We start from the raw sequence: 18,982 nt of genomic DNA on the forward strand, positions 1-18,982 counted from the left end.
GACTTACTCTGGCTTTTGTTTGGTTTTCAAAGAACTTTGTGTTAGCGTCGCTCTCATCGGCGACAAGTAATATCTTATCATGTCTGCGTTTTAATGTCAACAACTTGTTTTGAACTTTTTTTGAACAAATGCCGTATCAAAAGCAGCAACGTTATCTACTATATCAGCCAGAACCCCTTTGGTCAATGCTTTTTTTAAAAGAAAAATCATATATGTTTGTTTTTTCTCTTTAAGTCTATCTTTTCTAATGATATGTAAGTTTCCGTCCTATCATATTCCTCAAAAAAAGACTTGGACACAATACTTCCTCTGTTTTGGGGCGCATGCGTGAATCGATCTTGTCTGCGCATTAACCGTGCCTGCACGTGAATCGGGGTTCTTGTGCGCTTCACTCTTTTCACAATCATTGAGGTGCTTTTACGCTATTTCTTCTTATTTTTGAGCGCATTTGGGAGAGTAGCTCTTAATTTTCTCTTTTCTTCATCCCTTGCATACATTGTTGGAGGCGATTTGTCTGGTTTGCGCGCGAACTCGGGGCTCCTGCGCGCGAAACGAGTACTTCTGCGCGCGAACTCGGGGCTCCTGCGCGCGAATCGAGTACTTTTGCGCGCGAACTCGAGCCCGCTGCGCGCAATCATTGAAGAGCTTGCAATGTCCGCTGCATTCCCTAGCTGCCTACATACGCAAGAATAAACAAACGAGCGACATAAAAAAATGGCTTCATCACCAAAACTGATGATGAAGCCCAACCTCTTTATAAAAAATCATTTACTTTTTTTGCTTAAACGAGGCTGCTTTTAATAGCTCCATTTTAGTCGACCATACTTGTTCACTTAAATCTACAAAATAGGTTTGAGGATTAAGCTTTCGCATGTGCTCTGGCCAAAACAACTGTTTTTGCTGCTTAAAGTGTACTTTAATTTCTTCTACATGAGGCAATTTATAAACAAGCTTTCCATTCTCAAAAATGGAGATCAGCAACTTTTGAGCTTTAAATGAATGAATGGTTTTGCTTTTATACGTATCCACTGGATCAAATAAATAGAGATCTTTCTCTGGGAGCATTTCATCTTCCATGGCAATGTAATCCGCTTCGGCTTTGCCTGATTCCTGATTGATAATACGATAGACCGTTTTAAAACCAGGTGTTGTTACTTTTTCTACATTTCCCGAAATCTTAATCGTTGGTACATATACTCCATCTTCTTCGCGAGCAACTAGTTTATACACCCCACCGAGAGCTGGTTGCTCAGCTGACGTAATCAGTTGCGTACCGACTCCCCACACATTGATGCGTGCACCTTGGCTTTTTAGTTCCGAAATAACATCCTCATCGAGATCATTAGAAGCAACAATTACTGTATCCGTTAGTCCCGCTTCATCTAACATCGCTCGAGCTTTGATTGATAAATAAGCAAGGTCGCCACTATCTAATCGAATCCCTTTTAACGCTTTGCCTTTCTTTTTCAGTTCAAGACCAATCTTAATGGCATTAGGAATCCCACTTTTCAGCGTATCGTAAGTATCCACTAGTAACGTACTCTGATCTGGTAGAGCCTCTGTAAACATGCGAAAGGCTTCTTCTTCTGACTCAAAGCTCTGAACCCAAGAGTGGGCATGCGTTCCTTTTGTAGGAATATCAAAGTATTTACCGGACAAGAGATTAGACGTTGCATCGAAGCCAGCTAGATAGGCAGCCCGCGCTCCCCAAATCGCCGCATCTGATTCTTGCGCACGGCGCGTACCAAATTCTAAAAAGTAATCTTCAGGAGCAACTTGTTTAATTCGTGCCGCCTTTGTAGCAATGAGTGTTTGGTAATTCATAAAGTTAAGAAGCGCCGTTTCAATTAAATGCGCCTCAAAAATGCGTGCTTCCACGCGAATAAGTGGCTCTCTTGGAAATACGATTGTTCCCTCTTCTACACAAGCGAGATTACCTGTAAAACGAAAGGCATGAAGCTCTTGTAAAAAGCCTTCATCGTATTGCTCTTCTTGCTGTCTTAAATAGTTAATGTCTGCGTCAGTAAATTTTAATTGTTGAAGATAGTAAACGATGCGCTCAAGACCAGCAAACACGGCATAGCCATTACCAAAAGGATTTTTCCGATAAAAAGCTTCAAAAACACAGCGTTTGTTCGCCGTTCCATTTTTCCAATGGGCATACATCATATTAATTTGATATTTATCTGTATGTAACGTTAAATCTTCGTTTCTTCTCATTCTCGTGCCACCTTTCAAGCTTTCTCGCTTATTTTCCCTTATATCGGCTTTCTTACTCCACCTATTTTACCGATATAGAAAACCCGAACACGTCTGCCTAACTTCGCAGCTGTTCGGGTCCTTATTAATATTCAATACTCGTTTTTCGATGCGTTTGTTTGAAATCATTCGGCGCAGGATCGAAGTATTTCATTGTAAAACTAGAAACAAAACGGTTGTTACGTAAAAAACCTGAACCCCACGTTGGATCCATCGTTAGCCACCGGTTCTGTACCTTTACTTCAATCCAAGCATGATCTTGTCCCGCATAGCCAACGGCCATTCGTGCTTCCATGCCACTTGCTCGCAATAAAGCAATCCCTAGATAAGCAAAGTCTTGGCAGACACCTTTTTTGGTACGAAGCGTTTTAAGCGCACCATCATCAAAAGCAAACGAATTGTTTTGTAACTTGCTGACATCATATTGAATATTGCTTGCAACATAGCGATACACTGCTAACGCCTTGTCACGTTCTGTTCGTTTTCCTTCCATCAACTTATTCGCAAGACTTGTAATCTCTGGCGAATCAGATGGAATGCCCCGCGAAGGAGCTGTGTTTCGTTCATCTAGCTCACTTGTATTTTCTTCACTGAAATGAGCGACCCCAACGAAATGCTGCACGTTCGTAGCTTTTCTTTCTAAATCAGGAGCAAATACCGTAACGTCATATCTGCCTTTACCAAAGCGCAAATAATACTTGCCGTTAAAAGAAAAATCTTTCACTGGAATATCATACATCGCTTCTAGTTTTCCCTTTTTGACCATGACGAATACAGTGTTCGTTTGTGATGCGTAAGAAGCGCTTGAACGAATGCTTCCTCTAACAACACCATCACCTTGTAACTTCCTACCAGACGCGGTCGGTTCATCTAATGTAAAACCACGTGCTTTATATTCATTAGAGTAATCAATTGGCTGCAGTGCTTTGTCCGATGTATTCGTTACAAATAATTCCGCACCAAGACGAGTCACCGTTCGCTCGCCACTTTTTGGTAACATCACCCTTACTTGATAGAGACCACGTCCTAAATGAAGCGGGATGCTACTATTGAATGTCCCGCTTTCAAGCGGCACGAGATACTGCTTTTTTTGACCATCTTTTCTTGTTTCGACGAGCAATTCTTTCATGGCCGTATCATTAACCGTGCCTTGTAGAGTAAAATCACCGTCACCACTCATCCACCCGCGCACCGATGAATTGAAGTATAATTCTTTATCATGCCCCGCTTCTGTTACCATTACGTCGCGCTTCACTTCGGGATTCACATTCGTTACCGTCGCATGAGCTACTTGTTTCAATTGACCTTGCTCATTTGGCAGAGAAATGCTAACCGTATAGGCGCCCTTTCCATCAAAAAGACGAACATTTTGACGAAAGCTCCCGTCTTTTAACTCTGTATAATAACGAAAATGAGAAGCGATCCCTCCTCGTTTACTATCGAGTTTAATTAAAGCATACTTGCCTTTAACAGCTTCTTTTTTTGTAAAAGTTCCATTCACTTGAAAGGTAGCATTCACAGCAAACTTTGCATAATTCGGTTTGGACAGCTTGACTCCAATTGACGTACCAAACGGAGTGACCTGTAATGTCTGTAACGTAGACTTTTCATTGATTCCTTCTGCTTCAGCCGTAAAGCGCTGATCTTCTTTCTTTTGTTCATCATTAAATGCACACGCCGATAAGCTCACCACGAGCAAGACGAGTACAAGAAGGTTTCTCCATTGCTTTAACAATTCTTCGCTCCGTTGCCAGTATACATACTTGGCAACGTACCCCCCTTCTAGTTAACATCAACATCCTTATTTTACTAGAATATGTGCGCTACCTCTACTGACTTTGTTAATTATGGAAACTAAATGAATCTTTTCGTATTTTTTTGCGTATATCCATTTGATAGTTTCTACTATAGAAAGGGTGTTTTTTATCGAAACCGCTCAAGAACTACAGCTAGAATTAGAAAAAATTAAAAAGTGGGAGCATGAACAAAAGGATTTATGGTTTTGGGAGAAGCTCGGTCGCATTCCTTTTAAAATATTAGATAAAGTCACACCGACCTTTATTCAAAATAAAATGTTACAAGTCATTGATGAGCTTGGTCGCTATGTGCAAAGTGGCGGCAAATATTTAATTGATGAGAAGGCGGTCGTACAGCGCGTGTTCAAGTCATCGGCTACCAGCTATAGCCTTACAGAAGTAGCTTCACTCCCACTAGAACAACTGGATGAAGCGGCGACTCATTATCAGCAAGCTCGTCGTCGCTTTGCTACCCTTCAAGGAGCTACGACAGGGATTGGCGGGCTCTTTACACTTGGACTTGATATTCCGATGTTGGTTGGCTTATCGCTGAAAACACTTCAAGAAATTGCCCTATGCTACGGCTATGACCCTAATGACCCAGCAGAACGGCTTTTCATTATACGTTGTTTACAGTTTGCGTCTTCAGACATTGTCGGCAAAACAGCCATTCTGAACGAACTTACTGCCACTGATCAAGAGCGCAATCGCGAAGCATTATCACAAATCCAAGGCTGGCGTGAAGTCGTCATCACCTATCGCGATCAATTCGGCTGGAAAAAGCTCTTTCAGCTCGTACCTGTTGCTGGCATTCTTTTTGGAGCCTTCGTCAACCAGTCGATGATTCAAGACGTTGCCGAAGCTGGGAGAATGCTCTATCGTAAGCGAAGAATCCTTGAGCGACTGCAAACGATTTAAAAAAAGAGGCTGCGCTAGAATGTGAGTCTAGCGCAGCCTCTTGCTTTTTATTTTGGCACTTTAATGCGAGGTGCTTCTTTCTCTTGGAACATATCTTTTGAATTATGATCATAATACTTCATAATAATGTCAAACTTTTTATAAATTGAAAATTCATCTTTTCTAAAGATAAAGACAATCAAGTTCTCATTTTGGCCATGAGGCTTAACAATATTAAACTTCGGCTGCACCATATTTTGGTTTAACATATACGAACGGTCACCATCAATATGAAGTGTTGAGCTTGACTCTTCAATAGCATTCTTTGTACCGTTTTCTGTTTTTACCTTTAACGTTAAAGCGATCATTTTCCCATCAGCCATCGAGCCGAAGCGGCGCTTATTTTCAGGAGTAGGCGTAATTTCTGTATACTGGGCGCCTTCAATTGTCGTTTTAATGCCTTTAAATTCATTTGTTTCTTTAATATCTTTTATTTCTTTTACCATTTTTTTCGTAACGAGATTATCTGTTAATAGTTTATCTGGATAAAATTTATTCTGTTCCGCTACTTTCTTTCCTTGCTCTTCATTTAAGATAAAGTTTGCCACTTTATCATCGCCATATGTTTTTCCGCCAAAATCTTCTGTTTCTTTAGCGCCCCCACCCAATTTAATTTTCGCATTTAGGGACTCCATTTGTTTGTATTCTGAGTCAGTTAGCGCAAGAGTCGCTATTCCTGTTACTTTTTCATGCGCATCAAACTTATGCTTATTATCTTTACGATCGCCGTGCATCGAGTCACTCGCATCTTGGAACGTCCCATCAGGGCTACGTTCATACGATGGATCTTTATCATAGATCCCTACATCATTAATATTATGGTACAGTGTTTTATCACTTGTATTTTCATAGGTAAGCTTCATCATCACAACATAGCCCTTCTTTTGTTGCTTAAAGCGATAATCTGCCTCTTCAGTTGAAGCATCCGTTACTCTTGCTACCTGATACTCATCAACAGACGTTTTGAACCCTTCCATGTCATTCACTAAATTCGGCTCTTTGTTCGTATAAATAATTTCCGCTTTCCCGCCTGATTTCTTTTCAAGCTTCGAATTTAAAAGTCCATTAGACTCTTTCTTCTCCGCACTTGCCTTCTTTTTCGAGGAAACTACTTCTTGATTATTGCATGCTGATAGAAGAAGTGCTCCAGAAAGAATCCCCACAGCTAACATTTTATGACGTCCCATGTCTAAACCCCCATTATGTATAAATCTACTTGCCTCTGACTATATCACACTATTTTTACATTTTTTATAAAAAGTATAACTTTTAAACATTTAAGGTATTAAGTTGTAGATACTTTACACTAGATGAATACGTTCACTTCTTTTCCAATAGGTAGTTTTTACCTACTATATAAAAAAAGAGTGGTTCTGTTTGATGGAACAGAACCACTCGCTTCCCTATACTAAAAAGGCAAAATAGCCTATAAAAATTAAAAACAAGGCATACATAATCGGATGTACTTCTTTTCCCCGCCCTTTTACGAGCATCGTAATCGGGTACATAATAAAGCCAAGCGCAATGCCTGTCGCAATGCTATACGTTAGCGGCATAGCGACAATCGTGAGAAAAGCAGGAACAGCAATTTCTAACCGATCCCACTGAATTTTACCGAGCACCCCTACCATGAGGACACCAACCGTAATGAGTGCTGGTGCAGTTACAGCAGGCGTTACGACAACGAGTAACGGTGAGAAAAATAACGCAAGCAACAGTAACACCCCGGTTACGACCGATGTAAAACCTGTGCGACCGCCCGCCGCTACACCTGAGGCTGATTCAATGTACGCTGTTGTTGAAGACGTTCCGAGCGTTGCGCCAACAACGATCGCTGATGAATCTGCGAGTAATGCACGTCCGGCACGAGGCAGGCGATTGTCTTTCATAATACCTGCTTGACTAGCTACAGCCATAATGGTTCCAGCGGTATCAAAGAAATCGACAAAAAAGAACGTGAGTACGACGACAATGAGGTGCGGTGTAAATACATCACCGAAGTGTTGAAACGCTTGTCCGAATGTTGGTGCCAAGCTCGGTACAGCACTGATGATTGCTGATGGCGTTGTAATTAAGCCAGCAATCATACCTGTAATTGCTGTGATAACCATGCCGTAAAAAATACCACCGCGCACGCCACGAACAACGAGCAAAATCGTTACGATAAACCCAAAGATCGCAAGCAACGTTTCTGGCTTCGTCAAATGCCCTAAGCTAACAAACGTCGCTTTGTTTTGCACAACAATTCCAGCACTTTTTAAACCGATAAAAGCAATAAACAAACCAATTCCACATGCCGTTGCATATTTAAGCTCTGGCGGTATGGCATTAATAATCGTTTCACGAATTTTAAAGATCGTAATCGCAATAAAAATGATTCCGGATAAAAGCACACCCGCCAAAGCTGTTTGCCACGGAATGCCCATACCAAGCACAACGGAAAACGTGAAAAATGCATTTAATCCCATTCCCGGTGCTAGTGCGATTGGGTATTTCGCAACCAATCCCATAAAGAGCGTTCCGTACGCAGCGGCGAGCGCCGTCGCTGTAAATACCGCTCCTTGATCCATCCCCGTTTGCCCTAGGATCGCTGGATTCAAAAATAATATATATGCCATCGAAAGAAACGTCGTTAGTCCCCCAACAATCTCCTTTCGATACGTCGTATGACTGCGATCAAACTCAAAGTACTTCTTCATGACCTTGCATCCCCCTGAACACGATTTTTTGCATAAAAAAAACTCAAGGCTTCTTCTACCTTGAGAATACAAAGGGAAATAGACTTCTACCTGCAGAAAAATCACAAGTAAATGTCCATGCACCTTCGTAGTCAGACCATTTACGGCAGTCTGGTAGAAACTTTCGGGCCATATCCCCGATATTATACGAATAAATATAGAACTCACGATCGTAACAACGTAAGTACGTTTATATGGATTATACAAAGCACCTTACTTTTCGTCAATGGGATTTGTGGATTTTGAAATATTACCATTAAGTGAAGTAGGTAGAGGTGGCAAACCACGCTCTCATATTAACGTAGATTTATAGACGCTGATCACATCTTTTTTCCGTTCTGTGCAACGTTGTTCTTTTATGTATCGAGTAGTAGAGAGTCTTATTGGGCCATGGATCGCTGAACGATGGACATCTTTCCTTTTGGGACGCTCGCCGAACATGTCAGCCATAGAAAAAGAACTTGAGACACAATACTCCCTCTGTTTGTGGCACATTCGGGTCCGCCTGTGCCCGAACCGACCTGATCTCCGCGCAAATCGAGGGCTTCTGCGCGCTTCACTCTTTTCGCAATCATTGAAGAGCTTGTACGCTATTTCTTCTCATTTTTGAGCGAATTTACGAGATTTTCTCTTAATTTGCTTTCTTTTTTATCCCCTGCATACGTTGTTGGAGACGATTTGTCTAGTTTGCGCGCGAATCGGGGGCTCTTGCGCGCGAACGGGCTTGGTCTGCGCGCGAATCGGAGTCTCCTGCGCGCGAATGGACCTGGTCTGCGCGCGAATCAGGGGCTTCTGAGCGCGAACGGACCTGGTCTGCGCGCGAATCGGGGGCTCTTGCGCGCTTCACTCTTTTCGCGAGGAAGAGCTTGACCCTACTCCAATTTTTGGTTTTTTCAAAGGCTACTATCATACGTAAGATAATCTAAAATTAAACGAACGAGTGCCATAAAAAAATGGCTTTATCACCAAAACTGATGATAAAGCCATTTTTAATGAGTTAGGGCTGCTTATGGCCCGCCCTCTTTCGGTACTATTCCCACTCAATCGTTGCTGGTGGCTTAGAGGTAATATCGTACACGACGCGGTTAATGTGATTAACTTCGTTCACGATGCGTGTAGAGATTTTTTCTAGAATGTCGTAAGGGATGCGCGCCCAATCGGATGTCATGCCATCGATTGATGTAACGGCACGGATTCCGATCGTGTAATCATACGTACGCATGTCGCCCATGACGCCAACGCTGCGAATGTCAGGCAGGACGGTAAAGTATTGCCAAATGTCACTTTCAAGGCCGGCTTTTTTAACTTCATCGCGAAGGATGTAGTCTGATTCGCGAACAATTTCAAGCTTCTCGTCGGTAATTTCGCCAAGTACACGAATCCCAAGACCAGGGCCTGGGAATGGTTGACGCCAAACGATTGCATCCGGAATGCCAAGCTCTGTACCGACTTTACGTACTTCGTCTTTAAACAACGTATTTAAAGGCTCAATTAATGTAAAGGTCATATCTTCAGGAAGGCCACCAACATTATGATGTGATTTAATCGTTTGTGCTGTTGCTGTTCCGCTTTCTACGATATCCGTATATAGCGTGCCTTGCGCAAGATAGTCTACGCCCTGAAGTTTGCTTGCTTCTTCATCAAATACGTAAATAAATTCGTTTCCGATAATTTTACGCTTTTGTTCTGGATCAGAAACTCCTTTTAATTTACCAAGGAAACGATCTTTAGCATCCACTTTAATAACGTTCATATGGAAGCCTTCGCTAAATGTTTTCATAACGCTATCTGCTTCACCTTTACGAAGCAAACCGTGGTCTACGAAAATACATGTCAGCTGATCGCCGATTGCTTTATGAATTAATACGGCAACAACAGAAGAGTCGACGCCACCTGATAGGGCACAAAGTACTTTTTTATCGCCCACTGTTTGACGAATTTTCTCAAGCTCGTCTTCAATCCAGTTTTCCATCGTCCAGTTTCCTTCGCATTCGCAAATCGCGAAAATGAAGTTTTTCAACAGTTCATTTCCGTATTCTGAATGACGAACTTCTGGGTGGAATTGCACGCCATATAGGTGGCGAGAAATATCGCTCATACCAGCTACCGGGCATGAGATGCTTGTTACGTCGGTAACGAATCCTTCCGGTGGAGCAACAACTAAGTCACTATGACTCATCCATACAACTTGCTGTTGTGGAAGCTCTTGGTATAGCTTCGATTCATTTGTGACCGTAATCTCTGCTTTTCCGTATTCTCGGTGATTGGCACGCTCTACTTTACCACCGAAGTGATGTGTCATAAGCTGCATGCCATAGCAAATACCGAGCACAGGAATCCCAAGGTCAAAAATCGCTTCGTCTGCTACGGGTGCACCTTCTGCATACGCACTGTTCGGACCACCTGAGAAAATAATCCCTTTAGGATTCATTTTCTTAATCTCTTCAGCCGTCGTTGTATGTGGAAGTAATTCACTATACACACCAAGATCGCGAATGCGTCGTGCAATTAACTGATTGTATTGACCGCCAAAATCCAAAACAACGATCATTTCACTTGCTAAATTCATCCTGTCACCTCATCTATTGTTCTTCCGTAATATTTTGCCAAATTTACTTCACACTATCCTTTTTTCTATATAAAAAACGGAATGCTGTCTCTGTTTTTTCACGTAAAAAAAAACAAAGGCAGAATTCCGTCATGTACATAGAAACTCTGCCTTCATAGTCAGGCCTTTTACGGTGGCCCGGTAGAGACTCTCGATCCATATTATCGAGGATATACGAAGGAAATTCATATCGTTGGCATTATATCTTATCGTTATTCTAACAATGGGCTCGGTAGTGGTCAAGCCCGCATTTTGTTAATTAAATTTTCCCACAATTCCCGTTGGAAGGATGTCCATATTAAGGTGTTCTTTTCCTTTTTGTAGAGCATCTTTTCATAATGCGCCGTTAATAAACCCATATCATTTGTATCTAATACTTGATCTAAATATGTGGCATATTCACGCAACGTGAGCGCCGGATCGCGTTTATAACCATAATAGTCCGCTAACCATAAGAGACGTTCATAAGCCGTGGCTAACTGAATCCTCTCTTTATTTCTCCGGTAGTGCCAAATGACCAACCGTTTTAACCATTTTCGGCGATAACTATAGGAGATTATTCCGAAACATAGTACGAGAAAAAGAGCGAGACTGACGCTATAGGAAATCGAATCATCTTCTTCAGAAGACGAAGATGATGGTGAAGAAGCATCTTCCTTGTCGTTATTCGGCGTTGTTTTCTTAATTGGTGCGACGGCTGCCTCTTTTGTCGTTGTTTCTTTTTCTTGTTCTTGAATCGTCACTGGATTTGTATAGGAAACAGTCGGTTCAAAGGGAACCCAGCCAATTCCTTGAAAATACACTTCTGGCCAAGAGTGAGCATTTGCGTTTTTGACGCTATACCTTCGCTCACCACTTGAAGTAATTTCGAAATCGCCCGGCGTGAAACCTTTTACCCAACGCGCTGGTATACCGATCGAGCGCAACAAAACGATCATCGATGTTGAGTAATAATCACAATAGCCTTTTTTTGTAGCGAATAAAAAGCGATCTACAAAGTCTTCTTTTTCCCCAGGCGTCTTCACATCGGTTGCCGTATACACAAAGCCATTTTTCGCAAAATATTGTTCAACTGCTTTCACTTCATCGTATGGCGTGTTCTTGCCTTTAACAATTTTTCTAGCTAACGCTTTTACACGCTTTGGCAATGAGGATGGGAGTTGTAAATACTGTTCTTTAATTGCCGTCGGATAGATGCGGTCACTATCTTGAAGCACCTTTTTTTCAAAAGTCGGCACGTTATACGAAACGGTGTAGTTTTGAAGCTTGACTTGTTCGTCATTCTTCTTGTTTCTAGTCGTAATTTTTCCTGTTGATGTAAGGTAATACGCTAGGTCTTTAAACTTCGGAAGTGCCGTTAATTCACCAGGAGAGATTAGAAAAGAATAGTCTCTCTTCATTTCAACCGTTGCCGTTTGCTTTTTCGTTTTTACATCCGTCATATACAACTGCAGCTCTTTTTGCTGTGATAACTGTTTAGAATCTAGCAATTGTTCACTAGAATCCTCGCTATTTTCGGTCCAACCTTTCCCCGTATAAAAGTCCTTCGTCTCCACACGCCAGTTGTGGCGCTCACTTGTTTTAGCAATAAATACTTCATTATAATCAAACCGAAAAGGTCCGCCGAGCTTCTCATCATTTGTCCCGTAGCCACTTTTGCCTCCTCGTACGGATGCATTAGCCGAGGCACCGTCCCCTTTTTTCAAAGATTGTATCCATAAAAAGGCCTCTTCCCATAAAGGTTCTGCCTTAGGAATGGCCATACTAAGTGACATCGTCACGAGTAAAAAGCATAGTAAAATAACCATCCAGCGGTGGGGTACCCTTTTCTGTAACAGCAGAAACCCTTCTCGCTCTGTAAGTCTCGATAGGTGTAATACACTTGCTAAGAGTAAGCCGAATAGCAACGTTCGAATAATAGCCGCTTCAGCTGTATATTCCATAAATGTATACAAGAGCGCTTCATATACAATAGTTAAAAAAAGAAACAAACCGATCCGCTTACTGCGAAACAGCCAAAAGCGCAGAAGTAACGAAAACAACCATAGAACGAGGACTAAGAGTAGCGACTGAATAGCCATCGTTCCTTCACCGTACTCACCTTGTAGAAGTTTAGGGATACCTTGCCACGCTTGGACACTAAATGTCTGTAACCACTGAAACTGAAAAAAGGCACCATCATCGGCCAGATTGTACACAACATATAGCACAGCTAACGCTTGAACACTCAAACGTTTCACCCTAGATACAAGCACTACCGATGTACAAAATAAAACGAGTAAGAAAAACACAAAAGGACCGCGATCGGTATTAGCCACCTCACCGAGTGGATAAATCCACTCTGCAAGTAAACAGTAACCGAGTCCATATAATAATAATGCGTACAAAGAAAGATGTTGCTCTTGTTTAACTGCCTGCACGTTGTCCACCTGCCTTTAAGACCCGCTGAAAATGATCATGAGTAACAGCTAGAGCGGGAATCTCTTGATGTCTTAAGCGATGCAGCCATGTTTGTTCTTGCTTTGAAAGCTCTGAATCATTTGGAAAATAAAATACATACAGATCGCCATGTTGGATACGTAGGCGTTTCACACTCGCAACAAATGCTTCATTTAAAATCGGGGTGAATAGAATTAACTTCTTGCCATCAAATGATCGTTCCATTTCTAATCCTTCAAACGCACGCTCCCAGCTTTCTTTTTTTAAAGATAGGCCAGCTAGCTTATGCAACATGTCCCATTTTTGCTGAAAACCTGAATGTGATTGTGCACGTAGCGAAGGCTTTTCTTCATATAAAACAGCTTCACTTCCTTTTTGAATCGTATAGAGTGCATAAGAAGCCGCAAAGGAAATGACTCGTTCAAACAAAGCTTCGTTTGCTTTATAGCTTGCAGTCGATTGGTCAATCCAGAGCACAAGATCTTCATTTAGCTGTTGCTCAAATACTTTGGTCACAAGCTTATTGGAGCGAGCGGTCGCTTTCCAATGTAACCATGATAACCGGTCACCTGGCACATAATCACGCACGCTTACTGTTAACGATTCTGTCGTTGAAGAACGTCTGCTTGATCGCTTTGTCCCACTTTGCAAAGAATGGGCGAGTTCGCTATGCTCAATCGTTTGATAAGCAGGATAAACAAACAAAGACGATTTACAGAGAATGGTTCTGCTTTTTTGATACAATCCGAAGAGATCACCGGTTGTAACGCGTAGTGTATCCCACTCAAAAATGCCTCGCGGAACAGGCTTTACGCGAAATTCGTACGAAAAAGTCCGCTGAAAGAATGGGAAATAGATAACTTTTCCACTCACTTGCGCATCCTTCCCTGTCTCTACTATGCTTCTAGAAAGCGAAGGCGGTAAAAGGTCTTCTATAATGAAATAGAGTATGGGAAAGAGAGAATGCCGAGAAATCGTCAGTTTAATTGTGACTTCCTCTCCTGCCATAATTCGGTCCTTACTTAACGAGCGTTCTATCTCCATTCCTTGAAGTGGAAGGATTCTAAGCAAAAGGACATACGTCAAACAGAAGAGCAATGCATAGAAAAGAAACCAACTAATAAAGCCCCCGAGAATGATAGCGTATAAAAATGAACAAGCACAGGAGGTGATAAATAAAAAAAGCCGAAGTTTACGCGCAACTTTCTTCATGTGCTGCTCGATCCTTTAGTAATCGGAACAGCCACGCGCTTGAGCATGCTCGTAATGATTGCTTCCTCTGTCTGCCCTTCAAAACGAGCTTCTGGCTTCATCATGATGCGATGCGTTAACACATAAGGTGCTAAAAATTTCACATCATCCGGAATGACATACTCGCGATTCATCATAAGCGCATAGGCTTGAGACGCTTTCATAAGCGCCAGCGATCCCCGCGGACTGACGCCTAAATACACGGATTGGTGCGCTCTCGTGCGTCGAACCAAATCAACAATATACTGCTTTACAGTTTCATCAATATAGACCGAGCGTACATAGTGTTTCATTTGTAATAGCTCTTCTAACGTCATGACGGGCTGAATCTGCTCAATTGGGTGGCCATTACTTTGCAAGTCAAGAATCGCCAGTTCTTCTTGCTGACTAGGGTAACCCATTGAAAGCTTTAATAGAAAACGATCAAGCTGCGCTTCTGGAAGCGGAAATGTCCCTTCATATTCAATCGGATTTTGCGTGGCCATGACAAAAAAAGGATCTGGTAGAACATGCGTCTCTCCATCAATCGTTAAGCTCCGCTCTTCCATCGACTCTAAAAGCGCGGATTGTGTTTTCGGTGACGTTCGATTAATTTCATCTGCTAATACCACATTGCCCATGAGTGGACCTGGGCGGAATTCAAAAAGCATTTCCTTTTGATTAAAGACAGAAACACCTGTAATATCTGATGGCAATAAATCAGGCGTAAATTGAATACGGTTAAACTGTAAACCAAGTGATTTGGCAATGGCTCGCACCATCATGGTTTTTCCAACGCCTGGTACATCCTCTAGTAACACGTGTCCTCCTGTTAAGAGCGCTACTAAACTAAGTTGCGCCACAGATCGTTTTCCCACGATTACGTTTTCTATATTTGTTACTACCTTATCTATTTTTTCATGACAACTGTTCATCTGTAACACCATGATTGTTCGTCATCCCCTTTGATGAATCTTTTTTCATAGTTGTTACATTCGCAGCGCTAGCGCTTTTCTCCTTGTTTTCGACAACTTTTTTAATAATTTAGTTAATCCGTTGCATATTAACTTGTAAGTTTAAGACCGACAACACACATCACAATGCCGACTAAGCAAATATACCGAGGAAGATTTCGTGGCTCCTTAAAAAATAGAATGCCAATGAGCGCCCCACCTAGTGTGCCAATCCCCGTCCAGACAGCATAGGCAGTAGAAAGTTGAATATCTTCTAAGGCTCGCGTGAGAAATTGAAAGCTAATAATAAAGCCAACAACGAGAATCGCATTGCTCATAACCGTACTTTTTTCCGCTACTTTTTTAATCCCAATGACCCCAATGATTTCAAATAATCCCGCCACAATTAAATAAAGCCACGCCATTTATTTCACCCTCTCTTTGCGATCGCTCGTAAGTTTCAAGCCAACAATAAAGCCACCAAGCATCAGAACGAGTACCATCTTTACAAGATGAAACGGTTCATGAAAGAACAATAAGTCGACTACAATCGTTCCAACTGTTCCGATACCGGTAAACGTCGCATACGCCGTCCCGACTGGTAAGACACGCACTGCTTTAATGAGTAATTCAAAGCTTACGAACAATGCGAGAAGAGGTAACAGTGTAAATGCATCTTCTTTTAAGCAAGAAACCCAATAGATTTCAATCAGCCCGCTCAAAGCAACATATCCCCATGCGCGTCCTTCTGTTAGTGGTACCTTTTTTAGATGATCAACGATCGTGCGATTCGTTTGTTTACGTTTCTCCGTTCGTGTGGCATCTTTTTTTGGAAAAATAAGATAGGAAAAGGCCCATAAACCATGACCGACGACAACATTCTTCCAATAAAAGGCGTACGTATTGACGGTAGTATTTTCAAATAAACCATCCTCTTTATGAAGAAACCAATCCTTTAGCGTTTCCTCATATGAGCCATAAATCCCCTTCCAGCCAAATAAAACCGCGAGTACTAGCTGTGCAATCATAAATAATCCAAGATGATAATAAAAATAGCGGCGCTCACGTCTTGCATACGAGACAGCATCCATTTTCTTTTGCACCGGTGCTTCCATATCTACTCAACCCCTTTTTAATACAACCGTACGAATTAAATCAGGAAAAGTATACCATCAACTTTTATATAATACAACCGTATTATAAAATTGCTACTTCGAAATCCTTTTGGTACAATACAGACATGCCAAAGATTGTAGATCACCAACAGCGAAAAGAAAAAATTGCCGAAGCGGCTTGGACCGTCATTCGTGAAAAAGGAATAAAAGGCGCAAGCGTCCGTAACATTGCACAGGCCTGTGGTCTGTCTCTTGGCGCTCTCCGTCACTATTTCACCACCCAAGAAGAACTGCTCATTTTCACGATGAATTCTGTAAAAGAACGGGCCGAAGCACGCATTGCCTACGTATACGAGCAACCATTACCAATGCTTGAAAAAATACTAGGCATTCTTTATGAACTCTTACCAACAGATGAAAACAAACGAGCCGAAATGGAGGTATGGTTTGAATTCACTGCTCACTTACGCAGCGAAAATGCTTCGTTTGACGCCGAACACGACGGCATTCTCTCCATCTGTCAAACCGTCATTCAAGCATTAGCCACTCATGATGTACTTTTGCCCAACCTATCTATCTCACTCGAAATCGAGCGCCTTTATGCGTTAATTGATGGACTAGCGCTGCATGCCTTACTCGACTCGAAAAGACTTCCAAGTGAACAGATGAAGCAAACGGTAGCTTATCATCTACAGCAGATTTGTAGAGCAGAGTGATTGAGGGGCCGTTTTTTGGGAGGTAGAAATAGAAATGTGAGGTCTGCGCGTTAGGGAGGAGAATGTGCGAGGATATTGGATCTGTGTGTGGATTAAGGGAGAGAATGTACGATTAGGTCCGCCCGTGGATCATGGAGGAGATTGTGCACGAGTTTTGGATCTGTGTGTAGGTCAAGGGAGTGGATGCGCGATTAGGTCTGCCCGTGGATTAGGGAGAGAATGCGCACGAATTTTGGATCTGCGCGCGGATGCGCGTGTTTCATTAATTGTGCTCCTTTTGTGACCAAATCCCGTTAATAGTAGCTCTCTTTTCACGTATTTTAGGGTCATCTCATATGAGATTTAGACCTTTTTGTGCGATTTTAAGGCTCCTATATGTGATTTAGGCATTCTGCGCGCGAATCACACACCTCTGCGCGCGAATCACACTCCTCTGCGCGCGAATCACACTCCTCTGCGCGCGAACCGCACACTCCTGCGCGCGAACCACACTCCTGCGCGCGAACCGCACCCTCCTGCGCGCGAATCACACTCTTCTGCGCGCGAATCACACTCCTCTGCGCGCGAATCACACTCCTGCGCGCGAATCACACTCCTGCGCGGAATCGCACTCCTGCGCGCGAACCACTTCTAACGCTACCTCAAATAAAAAAAGATCCTCATCACTACTCTGATGAGAATCTTTTAATTACAAGCTTATTTCTTTTTCAGTTCATCTTCTGTTAGCCATTTATGATTCATTACCTTTTTTCCGCCTGTTGTTGGCTGATAATCAACCATATAGATTGTCGTTGACTTCGCTTCTTCAATGACACCTTTAGCGCCTTTCATGCCTTTCATATGATCGGCTTCAAGCGTGACTTTTGTGCCTTTTTTCAAAAGCTTGTCGCCAGGATCTTTTAGATCTTGCTGAATGACCCATTTGTGGTTCACTACTTTTGCGCCACCATCTGTTGGTGTATATGTCACTCCGTACACGTTTGCTTTGTATGCACCTTTTACAGTCGCTTCCGCATCTTTCATGCCTTTCATATGACCTTCTTTAATGATCACTTTTGATCCTTTTTTGTATGTTGGATTTGCTTCCTCTTTTAAGCCTTTAGGAACGCCTTCATCCATTTTCATATTACCGTGATTCATTTCTTTTTTCTCTTCGTGCTTCTTGTTATCGTCATTTCCTTTGTTACATCCAGCAAGTGTAAGTGTGAATGCAACAGACCATAGTAGTATGGCTTTTTTCATGTCTTATCCCTCTTTCATTTACATAGTGTCTTTCATATCTTTAGTTTGTCCGTTGTTTCTTTTTTTTATGAATAAAATGGAAAAAAACGTTTGAGGATTTATTCTCAAACGTTTTCAGTATCCAAATTATCCTGCTATTTGATTGGATTCTAGTGCGACACGTTCATCAAGATTTTTTCCAATTAACAGATAAAGAAGCGTACCTACAAGGCCGGTCGCTGTAATGAGAATAGCCATGATTAATGAAGACAAATAGGCGCCTAACATGACCGTAACGGATGCTACTAACATTGCTAAGTTATACTTCATTCCTGCCAGTGACATATAAGAACTACGAAGTTCGGATGTGGGCAAGGACGCCATATACGACTGGTCAATCGGTACGCGCACGACTTCACCAATAGTGAGCAAGAACATTAATAGAAACAACAACCAAATATTCGTAAAGTAATTCATGAAACCAAAGGGAATTGTAAACAGGAGACAGCTCCAGATGAGCGTTTGCCGGTCTTTATTCCCGCTGCTTATTTTTGATGCGAGCAATGCGAAGAGTACGACCAAAATTGTATTTTCACTTCGCAATAAGCCCATCATCGTTGATCCGTTTAATTCCCACTGAAAAAACGTTTGCGTTGGCATTTCATTGGATAGACGAATGCCCGTATAATTCACTAGATGCAATTCAATGGATAATATAAGAACACCAGCCAGGACATACACAATAAATAGCTTGTCTTTTAATACGATTGCGTAGTTTCGAAACAGTTGACGAATGTGAACGTTTACAGAGATTGGTTCAGGATTGGTTGAATAACTTTCAGAAACATACCGAAACAACACAAAAACAATTCCGAATGTAATAATTGTTAAGCTAGCAAACAACTCAAATAAGTGCGTTGTGAACTACCCGCCACCTTCGCTACGCTTAG

Annotated in this window: 14 protein-coding genes and 2 riboswitches; of the genes, 2 read left to right on the forward strand and 12 right to left on the reverse strand. The window is 42.0% G+C overall.

Translation table 11 applies throughout. From position 1 onward, the window contains the following. Positions 1-768: 768 nt before the first annotated feature. Together A374_RS15355 and A374_RS15360 are read right to left on the reverse strand one after the other, a co-directional pair. A complete protein-coding gene (locus A374_RS15355) occupies positions 769-2,220 on the reverse strand; it encodes a nicotinate phosphoribosyltransferase (protein ID WP_007203151.1) in 1,452 nt (483 codons plus the stop codon). A gap of 124 nt (positions 2,221-2,344) precedes the next feature. Further along, a complete protein-coding gene (locus A374_RS15360) occupies positions 2,345-3,994 on the reverse strand; it encodes a transglutaminase-like domain-containing protein (RefSeq protein ID WP_007203152.1) in 1,650 nt (549 codons plus the stop codon). Positions 3,995-4,175: 181 nt separating this feature from the next. Here A374_RS15360 and A374_RS15365 point away from each other — a divergent pair, with 181 nt between their 5' ends. Continuing rightward, positions 4,176-4,973 (forward strand): EcsC family protein, encoded by a 798-nt coding sequence (locus tag A374_RS15365; protein WP_007203153.1) that lies wholly within the window; start codon positions 4,176-4,178, stop codon positions 4,971-4,973. A gap of 47 nt (positions 4,974-5,020) precedes the next feature. On the opposite strand, the gene A374_RS15370 is transcribed toward A374_RS15365, so the two are convergent. From A374_RS15370 to A374_RS20155, 8 genes are all read right to left on the reverse strand, one after another. Then, on the reverse strand, positions 5,021-6,199 hold the full coding sequence (locus A374_RS15370; protein WP_007203154.1) for a DUF5068 domain-containing protein: 1,179 nt from the start codon (positions 6,197-6,199) through the stop codon (positions 5,021-5,023). Between the two features lie 216 nt (positions 6,200-6,415). Further along, positions 6,416-7,711, reverse strand: coding sequence for an NCS2 family permease (locus tag A374_RS15375; RefSeq protein WP_007203155.1), 1,296 nt, complete (start codon positions 7,709-7,711; stop codon positions 6,416-6,418). Between the two features lie 108 nt (positions 7,712-7,819). Beyond that, positions 7,820-7,921: riboswitch (purine riboswitch) on the reverse strand. Between the two features lie 859 nt (positions 7,922-8,780). Then, positions 8,781-10,319: a glutamine-hydrolyzing GMP synthase gene (gene guaA / locus A374_RS15380; RefSeq protein WP_007203156.1), complete on the reverse strand. Its 1,539-nt coding sequence runs from the start codon at positions 10,317-10,319 to the stop codon at positions 8,781-8,783. A 135-nt stretch (positions 10,320-10,454) separates the two neighbouring features. Then, a riboswitch (purine riboswitch) is annotated at positions 10,455-10,556 on the reverse strand. A 41-nt stretch (positions 10,557-10,597) separates the two neighbouring features. Continuing rightward, complete coding sequence (locus tag A374_RS15385) at positions 10,598-12,778, reverse strand: DUF4129 domain-containing transglutaminase family protein (protein ID WP_007203157.1); 2,181 nt, start codon at positions 12,776-12,778, stop codon at positions 10,598-10,600. Beyond that, a complete protein-coding gene (locus A374_RS15390; protein ID WP_007203158.1) occupies positions 12,765-14,009 on the reverse strand; it encodes a DUF58 domain-containing protein in 1,245 nt (414 codons plus the stop codon). Before A374_RS15390 ends, A374_RS15385 begins: the two co-directional genes overlap by 14 nt. Further along, entirely contained in the window at positions 14,006-14,974 is a 969-nt protein-coding gene (locus tag A374_RS15395) for an AAA family ATPase (RefSeq protein ID WP_007203159.1), read from the reverse strand. Before A374_RS15395 ends, A374_RS15390 begins: the two co-directional genes overlap by 4 nt. Before the next feature lie 116 nt (positions 14,975-15,090). Continuing rightward, positions 15,091-15,405 carry a DMT family transporter gene (locus A374_RS15400; RefSeq protein WP_007203160.1) on the reverse strand — a complete coding sequence of 105 codons (315 nt, stop codon included), beginning with the start codon at positions 15,403-15,405 and terminating at the stop codon, positions 15,091-15,093. After that, complete coding sequence (locus A374_RS20155; protein ID WP_007203161.1) at positions 15,406-16,095, reverse strand: DMT family transporter; 690 nt, start codon at positions 16,093-16,095, stop codon at positions 15,406-15,408. A 125-nt stretch (positions 16,096-16,220) separates the two neighbouring features. Between A374_RS20155 and A374_RS15410 the strand changes: the two genes are divergently transcribed. Then, on the forward strand, positions 16,221-16,811 hold the full coding sequence (locus A374_RS15410; RefSeq protein ID WP_007203162.1) for a TetR/AcrR family transcriptional regulator: 591 nt from the start codon (positions 16,221-16,223) through the stop codon (positions 16,809-16,811). A gap of 696 nt (positions 16,812-17,507) precedes the next feature. Here A374_RS15410 and A374_RS15415 read toward each other — a convergent pair. After that, positions 17,508-18,053 carry a YdhK family protein gene (locus tag A374_RS15415; RefSeq protein WP_007203163.1) on the reverse strand — a complete coding sequence of 182 codons (546 nt, stop codon included), beginning with the start codon at positions 18,051-18,053 and terminating at the stop codon, positions 17,508-17,510. Between the two features lie 126 nt (positions 18,054-18,179). Further along, positions 18,180-18,935 carry an MFS transporter gene (locus A374_RS15420; RefSeq protein ID WP_007203164.1) on the reverse strand — a complete coding sequence of 252 codons (756 nt, stop codon included), beginning with the start codon at positions 18,933-18,935 and terminating at the stop codon, positions 18,180-18,182. Positions 18,936-18,982 lie beyond the last annotated feature (47 nt).

The sequence above is a fragment of the Fictibacillus macauensis ZFHKF-1 genome (assembly GCF_000269865.1).
GTDB lineage: Bacteria > Bacillota > Bacilli > Bacillales > Fictibacillaceae > Fictibacillus_C > Fictibacillus_C macauensis.